This is a genomic window from Brevibacillus sp. IT-7CA2 (assembly GCF_949767855.1).
GTDB lineage: Bacteria > Bacillota > Bacilli > Brevibacillales > Brevibacillaceae > Brevibacillus.
The window spans coordinates 1-16,938 of the sequence record NZ_CATKQT010000006.1 but is presented as its reverse complement, the minus strand read 5'-3'; the positions used below and the strand labels follow the sequence as shown (position 1 = coordinate 16,938).

The following is a 16,938-nucleotide window of genomic DNA, read 5'->3' as shown; positions in this document are numbered from 1 at the left end:
GAACCGGGGTGATTGGTCATCGAGCTTACCAAACGACAAGAGCACATCTTACAGATAGTGAAGGATGACGGACCGATAACAGGAGAGCATATCGCGGAGCGACTGAATTTGACTCGCGCGACGCTACGCCCTGATTTATCCATCCTCACAATGTCAGGATATTTAGAAGCCAGACCTCGGGTCGGGTATTTTTATGCCGGCAGACCCGCAAGCTCAGTCATAAGTGAACGGCTTCACAAGCTTCTCGTCAATGACTACAAGGCGGTACCGATCGTGGTTTCCGAATCCGCCTCGGCTTACGACGCCATCGTTACCCTCTTTTTGGAGGATGTTGGCACGTTATTCGTCGTCAATCAAAAAGGATATTTGGCTGGCGTGATCTCACGAAAAGACCTCCTGCGTGCTTCTTTAGGCAATAAGACGCTGGAGGATGTGCCGGTCAGCATAATCATGTCTAGGATGCCGAATATCATTACATGCGCACCTGATGAGACCTTGTACGCAGCCGCCAAAAAGCTGATTGATTTTCAGATCGATTCTCTTCCTGTCGTAAGGCCTGGCGAGGAAGATCCGAAGCAAATGGAGCTGTTGGGGCGCGTCACCAAGACGACGATCGCGAAAGCATTTGTAGAATTGGGTAGCGAACCGAAAGTGTAGGAGGAGAAGCGATGCAAGGTAAACAGCAAGGACAGCTCATCTATGTAGTCTCAGACTCCATCGGCGAAACGGCCGAACTTGTCGTTCGCGCAGGAGCTAGTCAGTTTGATCGTTTTTTGTTTGATGTACAAAAGTATCCGTATATAGAAGACAAGGAATCGATTGACGAAATTATTGCTTCGGCAAAAGAATCGCGGGCAATGATCGTGTTCACTCTGGTCATTCCGGAGCTGAATGCGTATATTACACAACAAGCTGCTCTTCACGGAATTCCGGCTCTTGATGTTATGGGGCCTCTAATGAATACATTGCAGGGCATGTTGAAAGAGCCACCAACAGGAAAACCGGGCTTGGTACGCCGACTGGATGAAGAGTATTTCCGCAAAGTAGACGCCATCGAGTTTGCCGTCAAATACGACGATGGACGGGACCCACGCGGCCTGTTGCGCGCAGATGTGGTTTTGATCGGCGTTTCGCGTACTTCCAAGACGCCTCTTTCCATGTATTTGGCTAACAAGCGACTTAAGGTTGCCAATGTTCCGCTTGTCCCGGAAGTAGAACCACCAGAAGAATTGTTCCAACTGCCAATAGAACGGTGTATTGGACTTACCATCAATCCGGAGCAACTGAACGGCATTCGGACAGAGCGTCTGAAGGCACTGGGATTGACTGCACAAGCAAATTACGCCAATCTCGAACGGATTGCCGAAGAACTGGCTTATTCCAAGCGCATTATTGAGCGCCTTGGATGTACCGTTATCGATGTATCCAACAAGGCAGTGGAAGAAACGGCAAACATCATTTTGGAGATGATTAGAAAAAACAATCTCCGTAATGAAAGGAAATAGGCCGAAAGAAGGATTTTGACGTTTTTTGTAGAAAATCAATTAGCTGAGGTACTTATCATACGTGAGTTTCTCAGCGTTTATTGCACTTAGAAATGTGGAAAAGTAGAAAAGAAGAAAAGAAGTTTGATGCAAAGAAGGAAATTGACGAATTTTGACGAACTAAATATTCTCACGTGCGATTCTCCTTATAAAGGTGGAAAGACATGACTGGTCCCACTTCAGATGAATTTGTAAATCAAGTGCGTGCCGCTGTCGACATCGTAGACGTTGTAGGAGAGTACGTTCAACTGAGAAAAAGCGGTCGTGCCTTTCTCGGTCTATGTCCGTTTCACTCTGAAAAGAGCCCTTCCTTCAACGTAAATGCAGAGCGACAGTTTTTTCATTGCTTTGGCTGTGGAGCAGGTGGGGATATCTTTTCCTTTTTAATGAAACTGGAGCAATTGACTTTTCCAGAGGCACTGCACAAATTGGCGGAGCGTGCCGGGATAGCTGTGCCCCAGCCGCAGCAAGTAGAGGAATCACCTGAAAAACGGATGAAACATGCGATGCAGGAAGCGCATACGTTCGTTTCACGCCTCTACCACTACGTGCTTACGAAAACCCCTTATGGCGCAGAAGCGATGAAGTATCTCGCGAAGCGCGGAATGTCTGAGGCGACAATAGCCGAATACCAAATCGGATTCGCCCCGGATTCTTGGGATTTCGTGACGCAGCAGTTGACAAAGAGGGGATTTTCACAGGAATTGATGGTGGAAGCAGGGCTGTTGGCCAGGAGCGAAGCAGGAAAAATCTTTGATCGCTTTCGAGGTCGTATCATGTTTCCGATCCAGGATTCCCAAGGTAACGTCATCGGATTTGGTGGACGCTTACTGCAAGGATCGAACCCCAATTCTAACCAAAAGTCTCAACCCAAGTATCTGAATAGCCCGGAAAGCCCTTTGTTCAACAAAAGCGCTACGCTGTTTAATCTTCATCGTGCGCGCCCCATTATTAGAAAGAGAAAAGAGGCGCTGTTGTTTGAAGGATATGTCGATGTCATATCGGCATGGCAGGCGGGTTTTATGCAAGGTATTGCCACTTTGGGAACAGCCTTGACGGAGCAGCAGGCCAGAATTCTTCGTCGCAATACAGAATCAGTCGTACTCTGTTATGACGGAGATGCTGCAGGACAAGAAGCAACGAGCAAAGCGATTCACGTTTTGCAGCAAGCCGGTTTGATCGTTCGAGTTGCTCCACTTCCACAAGGAGTGGACCCGGATGATTACATCCGCCAGCATGGGGCTGAAGCATTTTCCCAGCAGGTATTGTTACAGGCGATGCCAATTACGGCTTTCCGTCTGAAACATTTACGCAGTCAGTTCGTAATAAAAGATGAGACGGACAAAGCTCGTTTAATCGCGAAGGCGGTCGAGATCATCAACGAGCTCAACAGCCCGGTGGAACGGGACATGTATCAACGGCAATTGGCAGAAGAATACTCCCTTACTCTCGGTGATCTCAAATGGGAGTCCAAACGCGCTTATAATCAGCAAAAAAGTGAGCGCCAAAGGGATAAAGTGACGCCAGCATGGAATAATAGTATAAATAATGGCAAAGTTACGCTCGCGAAAACACTGCCACCCGCTTATCACACGGCTGAGCGCATGCTGCTTTACTACATGATGCGGAACGAAGAAATAGCCACCCGCGTTCAACAGGAATGCAGCGCCCACTTTCAAGTGGATGAACACGATGCGCTGGCTGCCTACCTGTACGCCTACTATGCAGAGGGAAACCCGGAAGACCCTGGAAAGTTTATACATTATGTGCAAGACGATTTGTTAAAGCAATTAGCCTCGGGATTGGCCATGATGGAGTGCAACAACGACGTATCTGAATTAGAGATCGGTGACTACATCAAACAAGTGAATAACTACCCGAAGCGTGCCGAGTTGGAACGATTGCGCGATGAGCAGCGGAGCTTACACCTCCAAGCGGCCGCAGCGGACAGCGAGGATGCGCGCAAACAACTTGAACTTCAAGCAGCCGTTACAGGGATGAAGATTCTTGAATTGGAAAATGCTTTAAAAGAAGGGTAGCTTCAGATCATTCCCGGGGAAGGAGGGAAAGTAGATGAACAAGCAAAATATTACTTCCGACATGGAAGCAACGTCCATCGAACAAGTGAAGGAACAGTTGGTCGAATTAGGCAAGAAACGCGGCGCACTGTCGTATAAGGAGATTACTGCTCGCCTGGCAGGTTTCGAGCAGGATTCTGATCAAATGGATGAGTTTTTTGAATATCTTGGTGATCAAGGCATTGAGATTAACAACAATGAGAATGAAGATGACGACGATGAAGTCGATCAAATGATCATCAAGGACGAGGACAACGAAGAATTCGACTATGACGATCTCTCCGTTCCACCTGGAATTAAGATCAATGACCCTGTACGGATGTATCTGAAGGAAATTGGTCGAGTTCCTCTGCTCTCCGCAGAAGAGGAGATTAAACTGGCACAGCGAATTGAACAAGGTGATGAGGAAGCCAAAAGACGTCTGGCTGAAGCGAACTTGCGATTGGTTGTATCGATTGCGAAGCGTTATGTAGGACGCGGCATGCTATTCCTCGACTTGATTCAAGAAGGAAACATGGGTCTGATTAAAGCGGTGGAAAAGTTTGACTATCGCAAAGGCTACAAGTTCAGTACGTATGCGACCTGGTGGATTCGCCAAGCGATTACCCGTGCTATTGCAGACCAGGCTAGAACGATCCGGATTCCGGTTCATATGGTGGAAACGATCAATAAATTAATCCGCGTTTCCCGTCAGCTTCTGCAAGAGCTAGGTCGTGAACCTATGCCAGAAGAAATCGCTGAAAAAATGGATCTCACTCCGGAAAAAGTTCGGGAAATCATGAAGATTGCTCAAGAACCAGTATCCCTGGAGACTCCAATTGGGGAAGAAGACGATTCCCACTTAGGTGATTTCATTGAGGATCAGGATGCATTGGAGCCATCTGATGCAGCTGCCTATGAACTTTTGAAGGAACAGTTGGAAGACGTTTTGGATACATTAACGGACCGGGAAGAAAATGTACTGCGTCTGCGTTTTGGATTAGATGACGGTCGTACACGGACGTTAGAAGAGGTAGGGAAAGTGTTTGGCGTAACCCGTGAACGGATTCGTCAGATCGAAGCAAAAGCTCTTCGCAAATTGCGTCATCCGAGTAGAAGTAAACGCTTAAAAGATTTCTTGGAATAACCGATATAAGAAGTATGTGGCCTACGTTAGCCGACGTAGGCTTTTCTTATTCATGAAAGTAACCACTTTTTGTCGTAGTTAGGAGGGGCCGCGTTGGACGACCAGCGCAAGCGCACGATCATAGCCGAAATTGAAAACTGGCGGCGCAACCATTTACTGCCTGAACATTACTGCATCTTCTTGTTAAATCTGTATACAGAAGGGGATCGGCCAAATACACCGGCGTCCGCAGGCGGGAATGAGCGAATGGGAACGGCACCGGGTGTGCTGTCAGGAAAAGTCAATTCAACATCATCTGTCACAAATACATATGCACCTAGAACTGTCTCTCCAGTGACGGGGAAAATGGTAGTGGCATGGCTCCTTGGTGCCTTTGTCATTGCTGGTTTGATCTTACTTGCTTTTCATTTTAACCGTTTTCAAACCCCAATGCAAATTACCATCTTTGCCTGTTTCGCTCTTGTTTTCTATATTCTGGGACTCGTTTATCGAAGGTCGGCCCCGCCATTGACGCATTTATTCCTGGCTTTGTCTTTTCTGATCTTGATCGCAGGGGGCGTTTATTGTATCCAAAAACTGGATGGTAGCATGCCGTTTGTCCTGTTCTATTTAGGCTTCGTTTGCATGTTACTGTGCATCAGCGCAATTGTTTTCGGCTATGCTTATTTGCTCTATGCAGGGTTACTAGGTTTGGCGATATTGTATGGCATTACAACCGTTCATCGGGTAGGGATGGACTATACATGGTGGACATCGGAGTTGTACTGGGTACCGCTTGCGTGTTTGCTCACAGGTATGGGCTTCTTGATGAATAAGGCCAATGCGAAATGGGCGGGAGTATTTGCTGTATGTGGACTTGCCTTTTTCTTTGGTGCAGAGATACAGGCTCTGTATATTCAAGAAGCGAAGCGGGATATGATTCAATTGCTGCTGTTCATTAAGGTATTCATCGCGTCAACTTTGTTCTTCTTCACGCGTGGATATTGGTATGCGTGGTTGCGACTGTAGGACTCTGCGTGACTTCTCGTTTTCCTCTCCCTGCTTATCTGTTACAATTTCAGAAGAGAGCAAACGGGGTGAATAGATGAACAACAAGTGGAAAGTATTAATCGGTATTTTGCTGGCGGCTATTTTTCTGGGTGGAGAAACAGTAGCCAAGTTTATGGGTGTAAATACATACAGTCTCGGATTCATAGCAGCCTCAGTATCTTTTTTGGGAGCGATTTTATTAGGAGCACGCCGATCATAGGCGTGTTTTTTTTCGTGAAATTACCACATGAATTTCAAATCGTGGTGTATAATGGTAAGAGTATTCTGAACAAACGCTCAGTCAAAATTGTGTATTTCTTGATGGTTCTTTACTAAAGCGTTTTCAAGGGGGCAGCGATTATGAACTTCGATTTGACTTCAGAACAACAAATGTTGAAAAAAATGATGCGCGAATTTGCTGATGAGGTTGTGGCACCAGGAGCAGATGAACGCGATCAAACCAAACAATTTCCTGTCGAAATATTCAAGCAGATGAGCGAACTGAACTTGATGGGTCTTCCTTTCTCTGAGAAATACGGGGGTGCGGGAGCCGATTCCACGAGTTTTGCGATCGTTGTAGAAGAGCTTAGTCGTGCATGTGGCTCTACAGGAATCACGTATTCGGCGCATATTTCGTTAGGTGGCGCACCGTTGGCTTTGTTTGGAACGGAAGAGCAGAAGCTGAACTATTTAAGCAAAATCTGTTCCGGCGAAAGCTTTGGTGCGTTTGGCTTGACGGAACCGAATGCCGGGTCTGACGCAGGTGGTACGCGGACGAATGCGGTCTTGGCTGACGGAGAGTGGACGATTAACGGCTCCAAATGCTTCATTACTAATGCCTCCTATGCTTCGTTTCTCGCCTTGACAGCTGTAACTGACAAAGACCAAGGCTCACGCGGTATTACTGCTTTTATCGTTCCGACTGATGCACCTGGTTTTCAAGTACTGGCAAACTATGAAAAGCTCGGCTTGCACAGCTCCAATACGACCGAGCTCGTTCTTGAAAATGTCCGGGTGCCAGAGGAAAACGTCCTTGGGAAGAGGGGCGAAGGATTCAAGCAGTTCCTCATTACACTTGATGGTGGACGAATCGGGATCGGCGCTATGGCTGTAGGAATTGCACAGGCTGCCTACGACAAGGCACTGCAATACTCCAAACAAAGAACGGCTTTTGGTAATTCCTTGAGTCATTTTCAAGCGATTCAGCACAAGCTGGCGGATATGGCGATGCAAATTGAGCTGGCGAGAACAATGGTCTATAAAGCAGCGTGGCTGAAGGATCATGGTCGCAAATTTACAAAAGAAGCAGCAATGGCAAAATTGTATGCTTCGGAGATTGCCATGTCCGCTACTCATCAGGCCATTCAGATTCACGGTGGCTATGGTTATATGCGGGAGTATCAGGTGGAACGATTTTTCCGCGATGCCCGGCTGTTAGAGATCGGCGAGGGGACTTCAGAGATTTTACGTAATGTCATCGCAAGAGAAATCGGGTGCTAGCCTTTCCCTGTTTGACAAATGAAAGAGCATGACTGCCAGCGAAAACTGACAGCCATGGCTCTTTTTTTGTTTTTTATTTTTTATTGATCGCCAGATTGTACAGTTGGGAATCCAAATCCACTAGAGATATCGTCACCTACAGCAGCGTTTGAGCCACCTTTGATGTCATTTCCTTTCGCACGTTTTTGCAACTCTACGCGAACATCTTGAGAGCTCCAAGATGGATTAGATGCCCAGATTTTTGCAGCCAAACCTGAAATGTGTGGTGTTGCCATGGAGGTTCCGCTAATGGAGTTATAGCCTCCGTTATTCCATGTAGACTGAATAGCGCGTCCTGGTGCTGATACTTCCACATCGCGTTCTTGAATCACGTAGTCTCCCGCTTGCCCGCTCTTACCACGAGAAGAGAAGTCAGCCACACGGTAGGTTCCGTTTTGTTGAACATTCTCTAACGCTGCTACGGCTACTGTATTCACTAATGCTCCAGGGTAGCCAATGCTATTCACTGTCGGTCCAGAATTACCAGCCGCAGCGACGACTAATACACCTTTTTGGTTTGCATAAGTGATGGCATTTGCCATAAGGGTACTCTTACTGCTAGAGCCAAGGGACATAGAAATGATTGTTTTCACGCCTAATTGAGCGGACTGGTCAGCAGCGTAACGAATGGCATAGGCAATGTCATCCTCATAGCCGGAGCCTGAGTCATCCAATACTTTATATGCCCATAGCTTTGCATCTGGTGCTACACCATAAATACCTGCGCCACCGCCGCCGTCAGCGAGAACAGTTCCAGCGACGTGTGTTCCATGACCATGCGCATCATTGCAAGCACCGGTAACAACAGGAGAAGAAGCTTGTGTGAAATCGTTGCACTGCTCTGCGTTAGCGGTTAGGTCTGGGTGCTGCGTATACACGCCAGTATCCAGGACTGCAACACGAACATCTGCACCGCCAGTCGCAGCAGAGAGGGACTGGTTCTTATAGATTGCTTTAATTCCCCACGGAACGACTGCCGCAGGAGAGAATTCTGGCTCGCTTGCCTGATCTTCTTCTATATACTCAGCGATCTTTAATTTTTTCAACACGGTAATTTTTACGTTGGGATCGCTTTTCAGTTGGTTAAGTTGATCGCTATTTACATCGAGGGAAAAGCCATCTTCTCCAAAATCATGGCGTACTTCCAAAGGTCCAGCAAAATAACCAGTTCTCACATCCGAATCTGACTGAATTAATACCCTTGCTGTACCTAATCCACTGAATTCATTGGTTGACTCATTACTGGCTGCCCCCACACCTGTGAAGACACTCATCACTAGCGCCGAAGAGAGTAATCCCATTGCCCACCACTTGCCTGTTCTTTTTTTCAAACTATTCTCCTCCTTAAAGATATTTAGTTTGTGTAGTTCATGATGTGCATGGCGTTAATATACATATTTGTAAAAAATTTGTAAATATTTATTTATTAAAATAAAGTTCACAATTTAGTAAAAATTAAGTTAAATTGTATAAAATACCATAAAACAATATCATATTTAAAAATTTTGCTTGTAATTCCGAACATTACATCCAACGTAATGGCCACCTGTACGCCTCCGATTACTACCTAAGGGTCCCTTTTATTTGCATTGTTCCTGCTGGGGGCAACAGTGAGGATTTTGTCGTTCTTTGCTAATCATCTGTTAGGGAATTAGCATTTCGCAATTGCTGCCAAATAGGGTAGAATAGAGGCAACGGAAGGTGAATATACAGATGACATCAGTATCAATATCCAAGCGGCTACAAACGATTGCCCGCTATTGTCCAGAAGGAGCCCGCGTCGCCGACATCGGGTCGGATCATGCGTTGTTGGCTTCTTATTTGCTTGTAAAAGGAATTGCTTCTTTCGTGATCGCAGGCGAATTGAATGAAGGGCCTTTTCAAGCGGCACAAAAACAAATACATACATTGCAGGTAAAAGATCGCGCTTCGGTGCGTAAAGGAAACGGGCTCGCGGTAGTACAGCCTGGCGAAGCAGATGTGATCTGCATTGCTGGGATGGGCGGACAATTGATCGTTTCCATTTTGGAAGCAGGAAAAGACAAACTGGAAGGTGTGCAACGCCTGATTCTGCAACCAAACGTAGGAGAAGAAGCGGTTCGCCTGTGGATGATAGAGAATGGTTGGCAGTTAATCGCGGAGTCCATTTTGCAGGAGGACGGCGTGATTTATGAGATTCTCGTCGCAGAACGAGGCAATCCTACCTTGCCTTATGAGGGCAAAGATCGTACACAGCAAGAGCTCCTGCGCATTGGTCCATTTCTTTGGGAGGTAAAACCAGAGGTTTTACAAGAGAAGTGGCTGCATGAGCAAGAAAAATGGCAAAAGGTCATCGTTCAATTAAAGCGTTCGGACAAGCCGGAAGCAGCAGAACGAATTAAAGAAATCGAAGTAGAAGTAAAATGGATCGATGAGGTGATCGCATGCTTGCGCACGGACAAACAGTAATTCAATATGTAGAACGTCTGGCGCCAAAATCGTTGGCGATGGAAGGCGACAAGATTGGCCTTCATGTAGGCACCTTGCAAAAAAAAGTGAAAAAAGTGATGATCGCACTAGACGTGTTGGAATCTGTGGTGGATGAAGCAATTGCAGAGGGGGTGGACCTAATTGTGGCTCACCATGCCGTCATTTATCGACCACTCAAGAACCTCCGGACGGATCTGGCCGCAGGACGCGTGTTCGAAAAGCTGATCAAGCACGACATTGCGGTATACACAGCTCATACCAATTTGGATGTTGCGTATGGGGGAATGAACGATTGGCTTGCAGAAGCGGTTGGACTCACTGATGTAGATGTACTGGATGTTCTTTCACGAGAGGCTTGGAAGAAGCTCGTCGTATTCGTACCCGCTACCCATAAGGAAGCAGTATTTTCTGCACTTGCTGAAGCGGGTGCAGGGCATGTAGGCAACTATAGCCACTGTTCTTTTCAGACAGAAGGCATTGGAACCTTTTTACCAGGGGAAGGAACGAATCCCCATATCGGTTCGACAGGCCAACTGGAAAAAGCAGAGGAAGTTCGCATCGAGATGATTGTTCCCTCCTCCAGGCAATCGGCAGTGGTCAAAGCAATGCTTGCTGCCCATCCCTACGAAGAAGTCGCCTATGACATCATTCCTTTGGAGCAGTCCGGAACTACATACGGAATTGGGCGAATCGGTACTTTGCCTGCACCACTGACGCTGCGTGAGTTTGCTTTGCTCGTCAAAGAACGGTTTTCCCTCCCTGGCCTTCGCGTAGTAGGTGACTTGGAAGCGACAGTCAAGAAAGTAGCCGTAGTAGGTGGAGACGGTAGCTCGTTTGTTTCCAAAGCCATTTTTAAAGGCGCGGATGTTTATTTAACCGGAGACATTGGTTATCACACCGCACACGATGCACAAGCAGAAGGCTTGTCGATCGTAGATGCTGGTCACAATATCGAAAAAATCATGAAGGAAAAGCTGGCGACCATCTTGCTTGAACAATTGCAGGCAAATGGTTACGAAACAGAGGTTATTCCTTCGCGCATGCACACAGATCCGTTCCAGTTTGTATAAGACGTAGCAGGATCAACTTTATGTTGCCTGCCAGATGAAGTGTAGGAGGATTTTATGTGCAAAAACTAATCCGGACGATTTCTTGTGGATTATTAACGTTAAGCTTACTCACCCCCGGCGTCGCATCAGCGGCTGGGGGCTTATTGCCATACAATGACATCAACAAGCATTGGGCGAGAAATGCAATCATTCAAGGTGTGCAGCTCGGTTTGTTTGAAGCTGGTCCAAATGTTCCGAAGTTTTACCCAAATCGTGACATGACACGTGCGGAATTTCTCGTCATGATCGATCGTCTTTATTACGGTGGGCAGTATCAGATCTATCCGCTTACTTTCTTATCCGAGCATTCGGAGTGGGCGCGAGCTGAAGGTTTTCAGGAACCGTATTTGCCGTATAAAGATGTCGATCGCCTAACGTGGATGTATAAACCAACGTTGCGCATTTCCACGATCTTGGATAGACTGTACGGTCCAAATGCGATTCAGTTCATTTTTCCTGGTGAGATGATGAAGCCAAATCAGCCGATCACCAACGAAGAAGCTGCGAAGATATTGCAAATGTTTACCATGTCTCCAGATAGTAAAAATGCTTGGGAAGAAGTGCGTTCCTGGGGATGGCTAGAGGGAGAAAAAACGGATCGGGTGAAGCGGGGAGATGCTGCAGTCGCAGCTGATCGCATGGTGAATTATTTCCTTCAGGATGGAATCATGCCTCTGCTGGATTACGATGGGAAAAAGTTCCCAATGGTCCCGGATGTCGAAGAGGTATTGCCGTTATTCGCAACCTATACAGATCCCAAAACAACAGAAGAACAGATTTATGTAGATGCGGCTGCCGCTATTCGCAGTAGAAATGATAGTGAGGAGACTTTTGAACAGTTACGCAAACTGGCAGATTCCTCTTTCCCGAATCAAGTCGGTGTTCACTATTTATTGAGCTGGAATCCTGAGACACCGATTGAAACCAATTTGGAGGAAGCTTTTCTTGCTATCGACGCTTACTTCGAAGACAAAATCATTCTCCCGGACACACTTGGGCTATTGAGTGCGAATGTGTATGATATTGCCTTGCAGCTAGGGAACAAGGATCAAAGCCAATACAAAAAAGTGCTCGACCGACTCAATGCTTATGAACAAAAAGTGAAGCAAGATTCCAAAGAATGGGAATCGCTCGCCATCTATGTGGGGGCACTGGAAATCAGGAGTGGTCAGGTAGACTTGGCGTTGACACGTTACCAGCGATTTGTCGACAGGAGCCCGGAGGCATTGTTGAATACTTCCTATTATTATTTGCAGGAAGGACGTATGCAGGAAGCAGAAGAGATTCTTAATGTGATGAAACCGAAAGCATCAGACAGCAGAATGAATCAGTTGCACAAAATGTTGCGTCAAGAGTTTGCGTCTTTAAAAGATCAGCCAGCTATTATTTCTGATTTGGGATTCTCTTTGCGCCAGTTGGACAATGCCGACACCTACCAAGTGAAGGGTGAAGCGGTGTTGAGTGGATTGACGTTCTCATACACGCAGGATATTAACAAGGAAAAACAAATAAGCAGAATATCCGGCTTTTATCAATCTCCGCAAAAACTAATATCAGACAAGCTGCTCTCCTATACAGACGGGAAAACAAACACGCAATACTCGTATGATACGGATCGGCAGACATGGGACAAGAATAGAACGGACAAAGTTGACTTTTTGCACGAGTGGGTTGGTGCTGTTAAGGTAGCCGATCGTGCTAAGGAGCTTCATGCTCGCTACTACAAGCAATCGTACGGGAAGTACGATGTCATTACGGAGTGGATTCCGGGCTCTATGCTGGTAGAGAAATCCAAGAAGGTTTCGCTCGGACAAGGAAAAGTCAAAGACGTTCCCTTGTTCATGAACAAGTATTATATTGATAGGGCTAGCGACCAAATTATTAAACATACGTGGCGTTATGAAGAGATTTATGAGGGCGACGAATATGTAGCTTATTCGGGTACCGACAATTACGACTTTACAAGCAATGTTGCATTCTCAATACCTGATGATGTTCGAAAAGGGGTGGCACCATGAAGCGAATTAGTCAATGGGCAGTAGCGACTGTCCTGCTACTCACAACTGTTCTTCCTGTGCAAGCGGCAGAGTATCCTTACGAAGAAACAGAAGAAGTGTTCCTTCATGTCATGGAGAGCCACTTGAGCAAGCCGGCAGCCAAACAATTGGTAAAAGGGGCTCTAGAGGAGGTTAGTGAGCAGGCTGAACAGAAAAAAAAGCTGCAGTTCAACGTTTCTGAAGAAGATGATACTTGGGATGAGTTGGAATTGAGGCTTGCAGAATGGCAGAAGAAAGGCGGGTTTGATACGCTGACGATGAACACTTGGGCGATTGATGGAATGCTCTCCACGCTCAATGACCCGCACAGCGTATTTTTCACCCAAGATGATTTGCGACTGTTCCAATCTGACGTTGAAAATCAATTCGTTGGATTTGGCTTTCGTCTGCGGCTTCAAAAAGATCATATTATCATTCGTGAAATCGTTCCGAATTCTCCAGCAGCAGCATCTTCTTTGCAACGAGGCGATCAATTGATCAAAGTCAATGAGACCTCGTTGGTAGGAAAGACTTTTGAAGAAGCGTATGCTTATTTGAAGGGCAACGAAGGGACCGAAGCGGTTCTTACTGTTTATCGTCCATCCGACAAACGGGAGCATCAGGTAAAGCTGAAGCGTGCTTTCATGACCTTGCCGGAAGCGGAAGGACAGATGTTTACGAAAGGCGCGGTTGGCTATATCAGTCTTGAAACATTCGGATCAGAAGGAGCTATCCAGGTAAGGGATAAGCTCGCAGAACTTTCTCGTGTGCAAAAACCGTTGTCCGGATTGGTGTTAGACCTGCGGGATAATGGCGGGGGATACTTGTCCACAGCGCGGGACATCGCGAGCCTCTTCATGGAAGAAGGCTTGCTCATGTACACCACGAATCGCAATGGGGTAGAAGTAGAGACGTGGGTACGAAATGGACAGGATATCGGCATTCCTGTGCGAATTTTGGTAAACGGCGGAACAGCTTCTGCATCTGAGCTGTTGTCAGGTGCGCTGCGTGATCATGGCATCGCCAAACTTGTGGGTACCAAAACATTTGGAAAAGGGAGTGCCCAACAAGTTATTCCGTTGACGGACGGTGACGCACTCAAGCTTACGCTGAATGAATATTTTACACCTAAGCATACAGTGGTGAATCACGTAGGTCTTCAACCGGATATGGTTGTGGAGGATTATGGAGCACAAGTAGTAGAAGCTCTCCATTCATTGAACGTCAATACATGGGAACTGAGTGACGCAGAAGGCGATACAGTCATCAATGGAATTCCTTTCCCAACAGTGGATCCTCTCTTTAAACAAACGCCTCAAGGGCTGCAAATCCGAGCTGCTGTACTTTCGCATCTACTGGGTGATCCGTCCATTGGCGAAAAAGATTATGTGGTACTTGCTCCGTATTTGAAGAAGTACCCTGCACTAAAACTGCAAACGAAAAGTGGTGTCAACACCCTCACATTTACTTCGTAAGCAAGTTCCCCTGTCGCTTTTGGCGAGCAGGGGATTTTTCTTTTTCAGGCGTATACTCGGTAATGGAAAATCGAACACTATCAGGTGCGACCATGACTATTACGACTACTACGACAAGAAGGGTGGCAGCCGGATGAAAAAGGTCATACTTTTCCTGATCGACTCCATGATGCCTGATGTTCTGGAGCGATGCATTGCTGCCAATAAAGCACCGGCACTTCGGTTTTTCATGGAACATAGCCAGTACATACCAGATTGTGTGACCGTTTTCCCTACGATGACGGCTTCGATAGATTGCTCCCTCATTACGGGAGTTTACCCCGATCAGCACAAAGTACCGGGGTTAGTTTGGTATGATGCAGAGCAGAAAAAGATGGTGAATTATATTAATGGCGCCAATCCCGTTCGAAAAATAGGGGTTTCGAGCTGTGCAGAAAATGTCCTTTTTGATTTGAATGAACGTCATCTTAGCAAGGATGTTAAAACCATTCATGAGGTACTGGAAGAAAACAATCTCGTATCCGGTTCCATCAATGTCATCGCCCATCGCGGACATAAGCAGCATAAGGTGAAAATGCCGACCTTGCTTGATACAATTACATCTTTCTCCCTGCGAGAAAAGGTGAGTGGTCCAACGATCATGAGTATGGGGACGCTGGTGCGCCCGGCGTTATTTCGTACCGTCCCGTGGGATTTCTCTCAATCCGCTTTGGAGGGCTACGGAATTAATGATGCGTATGCAATCGATGTTATGATTGAGGTGATACGCAGCGGTCAGCAGCCACATTTTACGCTGGTCTATCTGCCAGAGAATGATCATAAGCTCCACAATTCCCCGGAGGATGCCGTACAGCACTTGGCAGATGTAGACAAGCAATTGGCCCGTTTGCTGGATAGCTTCGCTTCATGGGAGCAAATGCTGGAGAGAAATGTATGCATTTTGATTAGTGATCATGGACAGACTGTCATCGGAGAAAGCGAAGACCACAATATTCCGTTGGATCATCTTCTGGCGAATTTTTCGATTCATGCGCTTGGTACTGACGTGACACCAGAAGTGGAAGTGGTCATTTGCAATAATGAGCGTATGACTTTTTTGTACCCAGTGAATGGAACGGATCCGTTTTCTATTGTAGAAGCGGTTAGTGTGGAAGAAAGAATTGATTTGATTGCTTGGAAAGAGGGCGAGAAGGTAAAGGTGCGTCGGGGTGGAACACAACAGGAAATGTGTTTTTGGCGTAATGGGGAGTATCAAGATGTATATGGTTCTTCTTGGTCCGTTGAAGGGGACGTTTCCGTGCTGGATGTGCAATATGATGGAGAGTGTCTTTCTTTTGATACATACCCGGATGCATTTTCTCGACTATACGGGTCGCTGTTCTCGCAGACCGTTGACGTGGTAGTCGTTACTGCTGCTAAGAGCTATGAATTTTTATCGGAAAGTGCACCTACGCATTTAGGTGGTGGTAGTCACGGATCACTGCATAAGCAAGATTCGCTGATTCCGTTAGTGATCGCAGGTGCTTCGGAGATGTTTCCACTACCAGCAAGACTGGTAGATGTCAAAGATTTTATTCTTCGAGAGCTGGGGATTCCGTCAGCCTCAAATCCACAATGACCGGGACATGATCCGACCAATTGACAGGTAGCAGCTCGTAGTTCTCAATATTCCAGTGATGAGAAGCAAAAATATAGTCCAGACGACGGCGGAAGGTTGGAAGCGTTGGTCTTTTTTCCTGACCTGAGACAAGAGCACAGTCCATCAGGTGTGGTGAAAATGACACATTACTTGCGTTGAAATCCCCCATTAGGAGTAATGGGGCTTTTGCGTGTTGCTGTATCAATGTGGACATGAGCTGGAGTTGGGCCAGTCTGCTTACTTGATTTAAGCTGCAGTGTGTAACGCAAAGCGTAATCGTACGACCGAATCCTTGGAAGGACGCATACAGGAGGGTTCGTTGCTCTTTGCGGGCTGGCAAAACGATGGCGTCGACATTTTCAAGCGCGTATTTCGATAGCAGTGCATTGCCGTAATATCCATCTCCTATCGCGATCGAAGGGGAGAAGGCCAAGTGATACTGTAATTGATCAGCTATGTAGCTTGCTTGATACCCATACTTCCCGTTTTGATGGACTTCCTGAAGACCGATGATGTCTGGTTGCAAGTCCTTTAAAGTCAGAGTCATTTCGTTCAGACGTTTTCGCCACCAGAGGTCACGGCCGCTATGAATGTTGTAGCTGACTACACGCACCCTCGTTCACTTCCTTTGTTTTGACGTCATTTTTTAACTTATTTAGTTTTCCCTATTGCATTAGGTTTTAGTCTATGCTATATTAAAAAACGTCGCCTCTGCTTGAGGCACAGTTGGAATGAAATGCTCCTTGAAAACCGGAATAGAATTAATCTGTGAATAAAAGCTTGTGTTTTACTTGAAGTCAGATTCATCTTCAAACTTTATTGGAGAGTTTGATCCTGGCTCAGGACGAACGCTGGCGGCGTGCCTAATACATGCAAGTCGAGCGAGTCTCTTCA

General features: G+C 46.5%; 14 protein-coding genes and 1 rRNA gene. 13 read left to right on the top strand and 2 right to left on the bottom strand.

Going from position 1 to position 16,938, the window contains the following annotated elements:
* The first annotated feature begins 12 nt into the window (after window positions 1-12).
* From ACM6JA_RS03825 to ACM6JA_RS03795, 7 genes are all read left to right on the top strand, one after another.
* On the top strand, window positions 13-657 hold the full coding sequence (locus ACM6JA_RS03825; protein WP_007727587.1) for a helix-turn-helix transcriptional regulator: 645 nt from the start codon (window positions 13-15) through the stop codon (window positions 655-657).
* A gap of 11 nt (window positions 658-668) precedes the next feature.
* The gene (locus tag ACM6JA_RS03820) at window positions 669-1,505 is read left to right on the top strand and encodes a pyruvate, water dikinase regulatory protein (protein WP_007727584.1); all 837 of its coding nucleotides are present in this window, start codon (window positions 669-671) and stop codon (window positions 1,503-1,505) included.
* Between the two features lie 203 nt (window positions 1,506-1,708).
* A complete protein-coding gene (gene dnaG / locus ACM6JA_RS03815; RefSeq protein ID WP_414851276.1) occupies window positions 1,709-3,583 on the top strand; it encodes a DNA primase in 1,875 nt (624 codons plus the stop codon).
* A 34-nt stretch (window positions 3,584-3,617) separates the two neighbouring features.
* Entirely contained in the window at window positions 3,618-4,748 is a 1,131-nt protein-coding gene (rpoD, locus tag ACM6JA_RS03810; protein WP_007727582.1) for an RNA polymerase sigma factor RpoD, read from the top strand.
* A gap of 93 nt (window positions 4,749-4,841) precedes the next feature.
* Window positions 4,842-5,756, top strand: coding sequence for a hypothetical protein (locus ACM6JA_RS03805; protein WP_414851275.1), 915 nt, complete (start codon window positions 4,842-4,844; stop codon window positions 5,754-5,756).
* 76 nt (window positions 5,757-5,832) lie between these two features.
* Complete coding sequence (locus ACM6JA_RS03800; RefSeq protein WP_017247756.1) at window positions 5,833-5,997, top strand: hypothetical protein; 165 nt, start codon at window positions 5,833-5,835, stop codon at window positions 5,995-5,997.
* Window positions 5,998-6,137: 140 nt separating this feature from the next.
* Window positions 6,138-7,277, top strand: a complete 1,140-nt coding sequence (locus tag ACM6JA_RS03795) for an acyl-CoA dehydrogenase (protein ID WP_414851274.1) — start codon at window positions 6,138-6,140, stop codon at window positions 7,275-7,277.
* Between the two features lie 80 nt (window positions 7,278-7,357).
* On the opposite strand, the gene ACM6JA_RS03790 is transcribed toward ACM6JA_RS03795, so the two are convergent.
* Window positions 7,358-8,647 (bottom strand): S8 family peptidase, encoded by a 1,290-nt coding sequence (locus tag ACM6JA_RS03790; protein WP_414851273.1) that lies wholly within the window; start codon window positions 8,645-8,647, stop codon window positions 7,358-7,360.
* Between the two features lie 382 nt (window positions 8,648-9,029).
* On the opposite strand from ACM6JA_RS03790, the gene ACM6JA_RS03785 reads away from it, so the two are divergent.
* The 5 genes from ACM6JA_RS03785 to ACM6JA_RS03765 all read left to right on the top strand — a co-directional run bounded on the left by ACM6JA_RS03785 (window position 9,030) and on the right by ACM6JA_RS03765 (window position 16,023).
* Window positions 9,030-9,764, top strand: coding sequence for a tRNA (adenine(22)-N(1))-methyltransferase (locus ACM6JA_RS03785; RefSeq protein ID WP_414851272.1), 735 nt, complete (start codon window positions 9,030-9,032; stop codon window positions 9,762-9,764).
* Window positions 9,740-10,855 carry a Nif3-like dinuclear metal center hexameric protein gene (locus ACM6JA_RS03780; protein ID WP_414851271.1) on the top strand — a complete coding sequence of 372 codons (1,116 nt, stop codon included), beginning with the start codon at window positions 9,740-9,742 and terminating at the stop codon, window positions 10,853-10,855. The genes ACM6JA_RS03785 and ACM6JA_RS03780 overlap by 25 nt, the downstream gene beginning before the upstream one ends.
* Before the next feature lie 56 nt (window positions 10,856-10,911).
* Window positions 10,912-12,912: an S-layer homology domain-containing protein gene (locus ACM6JA_RS03775; RefSeq protein ID WP_414851270.1), complete on the top strand. Its 2,001-nt coding sequence runs from the start codon at window positions 10,912-10,914 to the stop codon at window positions 12,910-12,912.
* Window positions 12,909-14,405 carry a S41 family peptidase gene (locus ACM6JA_RS03770; RefSeq protein ID WP_414851269.1) on the top strand — a complete coding sequence of 499 codons (1,497 nt, stop codon included), beginning with the start codon at window positions 12,909-12,911 and terminating at the stop codon, window positions 14,403-14,405. Before ACM6JA_RS03775 ends, ACM6JA_RS03770 begins: the two co-directional genes overlap by 4 nt.
* A 133-nt stretch (window positions 14,406-14,538) precedes the next feature.
* Entirely contained in the window at window positions 14,539-16,023 is a 1,485-nt protein-coding gene (locus tag ACM6JA_RS03765) for an alkaline phosphatase family protein (RefSeq protein WP_414851268.1), read from the top strand.
* Here the strand turns inward: ACM6JA_RS03765 and ACM6JA_RS03760 are convergent.
* Entirely contained in the window at window positions 15,977-16,657 is a 681-nt protein-coding gene (locus ACM6JA_RS03760; protein ID WP_414851266.1) for an endonuclease/exonuclease/phosphatase family protein, read from the bottom strand. The genes ACM6JA_RS03765 and ACM6JA_RS03760 overlap by 47 nt on opposite strands.
* A 203-nt stretch (window positions 16,658-16,860) precedes the next feature.
* Here ACM6JA_RS03760 and ACM6JA_RS03755 point away from each other — a divergent pair.
* Window positions 16,861-16,938 (top strand): 16S ribosomal RNA (locus tag ACM6JA_RS03755); the annotation flags it as partial.

Bases quoted from the DNA above. Each gene is read 5' to 3' on its own strand.
- ACM6JA_RS03820 (WP_007727584.1), top strand. From the start codon at position 669: ATGCAAGGTAAACAGCAAGGACAGCTCATCTATGTAGTCTCAGACTCC.
- dnaG (WP_414851276.1), top strand. From the start codon at position 1,709: ATGACTGGTCCCACTTCAGATGAATTTGTAAATCAAGTGCGTGCCGCT.
- rpoD (WP_007727582.1), top strand. From the start codon at position 3,618: ATGAACAAGCAAAATATTACTTCCGACATGGAAGCAACGTCCATCGAA.
- ACM6JA_RS03800 (WP_017247756.1), top strand. From the start codon at position 5,833: ATGAACAACAAGTGGAAAGTATTAATCGGTATTTTGCTGGCGGCTATT.
- ACM6JA_RS03795 (WP_414851274.1), top strand. From the start codon at position 6,138: ATGAACTTCGATTTGACTTCAGAACAACAAATGTTGAAAAAAATGATG.
- ACM6JA_RS03785 (WP_414851272.1), top strand. From the start codon at position 9,030: ATGACATCAGTATCAATATCCAAGCGGCTACAAACGATTGCCCGCTAT.
- ACM6JA_RS03780 (WP_414851271.1), top strand. From the start codon at position 9,740: ATGCTTGCGCACGGACAAACAGTAATTCAATATGTAGAACGTCTGGCG.
- ACM6JA_RS03770 (WP_414851269.1), top strand. From the start codon at position 12,909: ATGAAGCGAATTAGTCAATGGGCAGTAGCGACTGTCCTGCTACTCACA.
- ACM6JA_RS03765 (WP_414851268.1), top strand. From the start codon at position 14,539: ATGAAAAAGGTCATACTTTTCCTGATCGACTCCATGATGCCTGATGTT.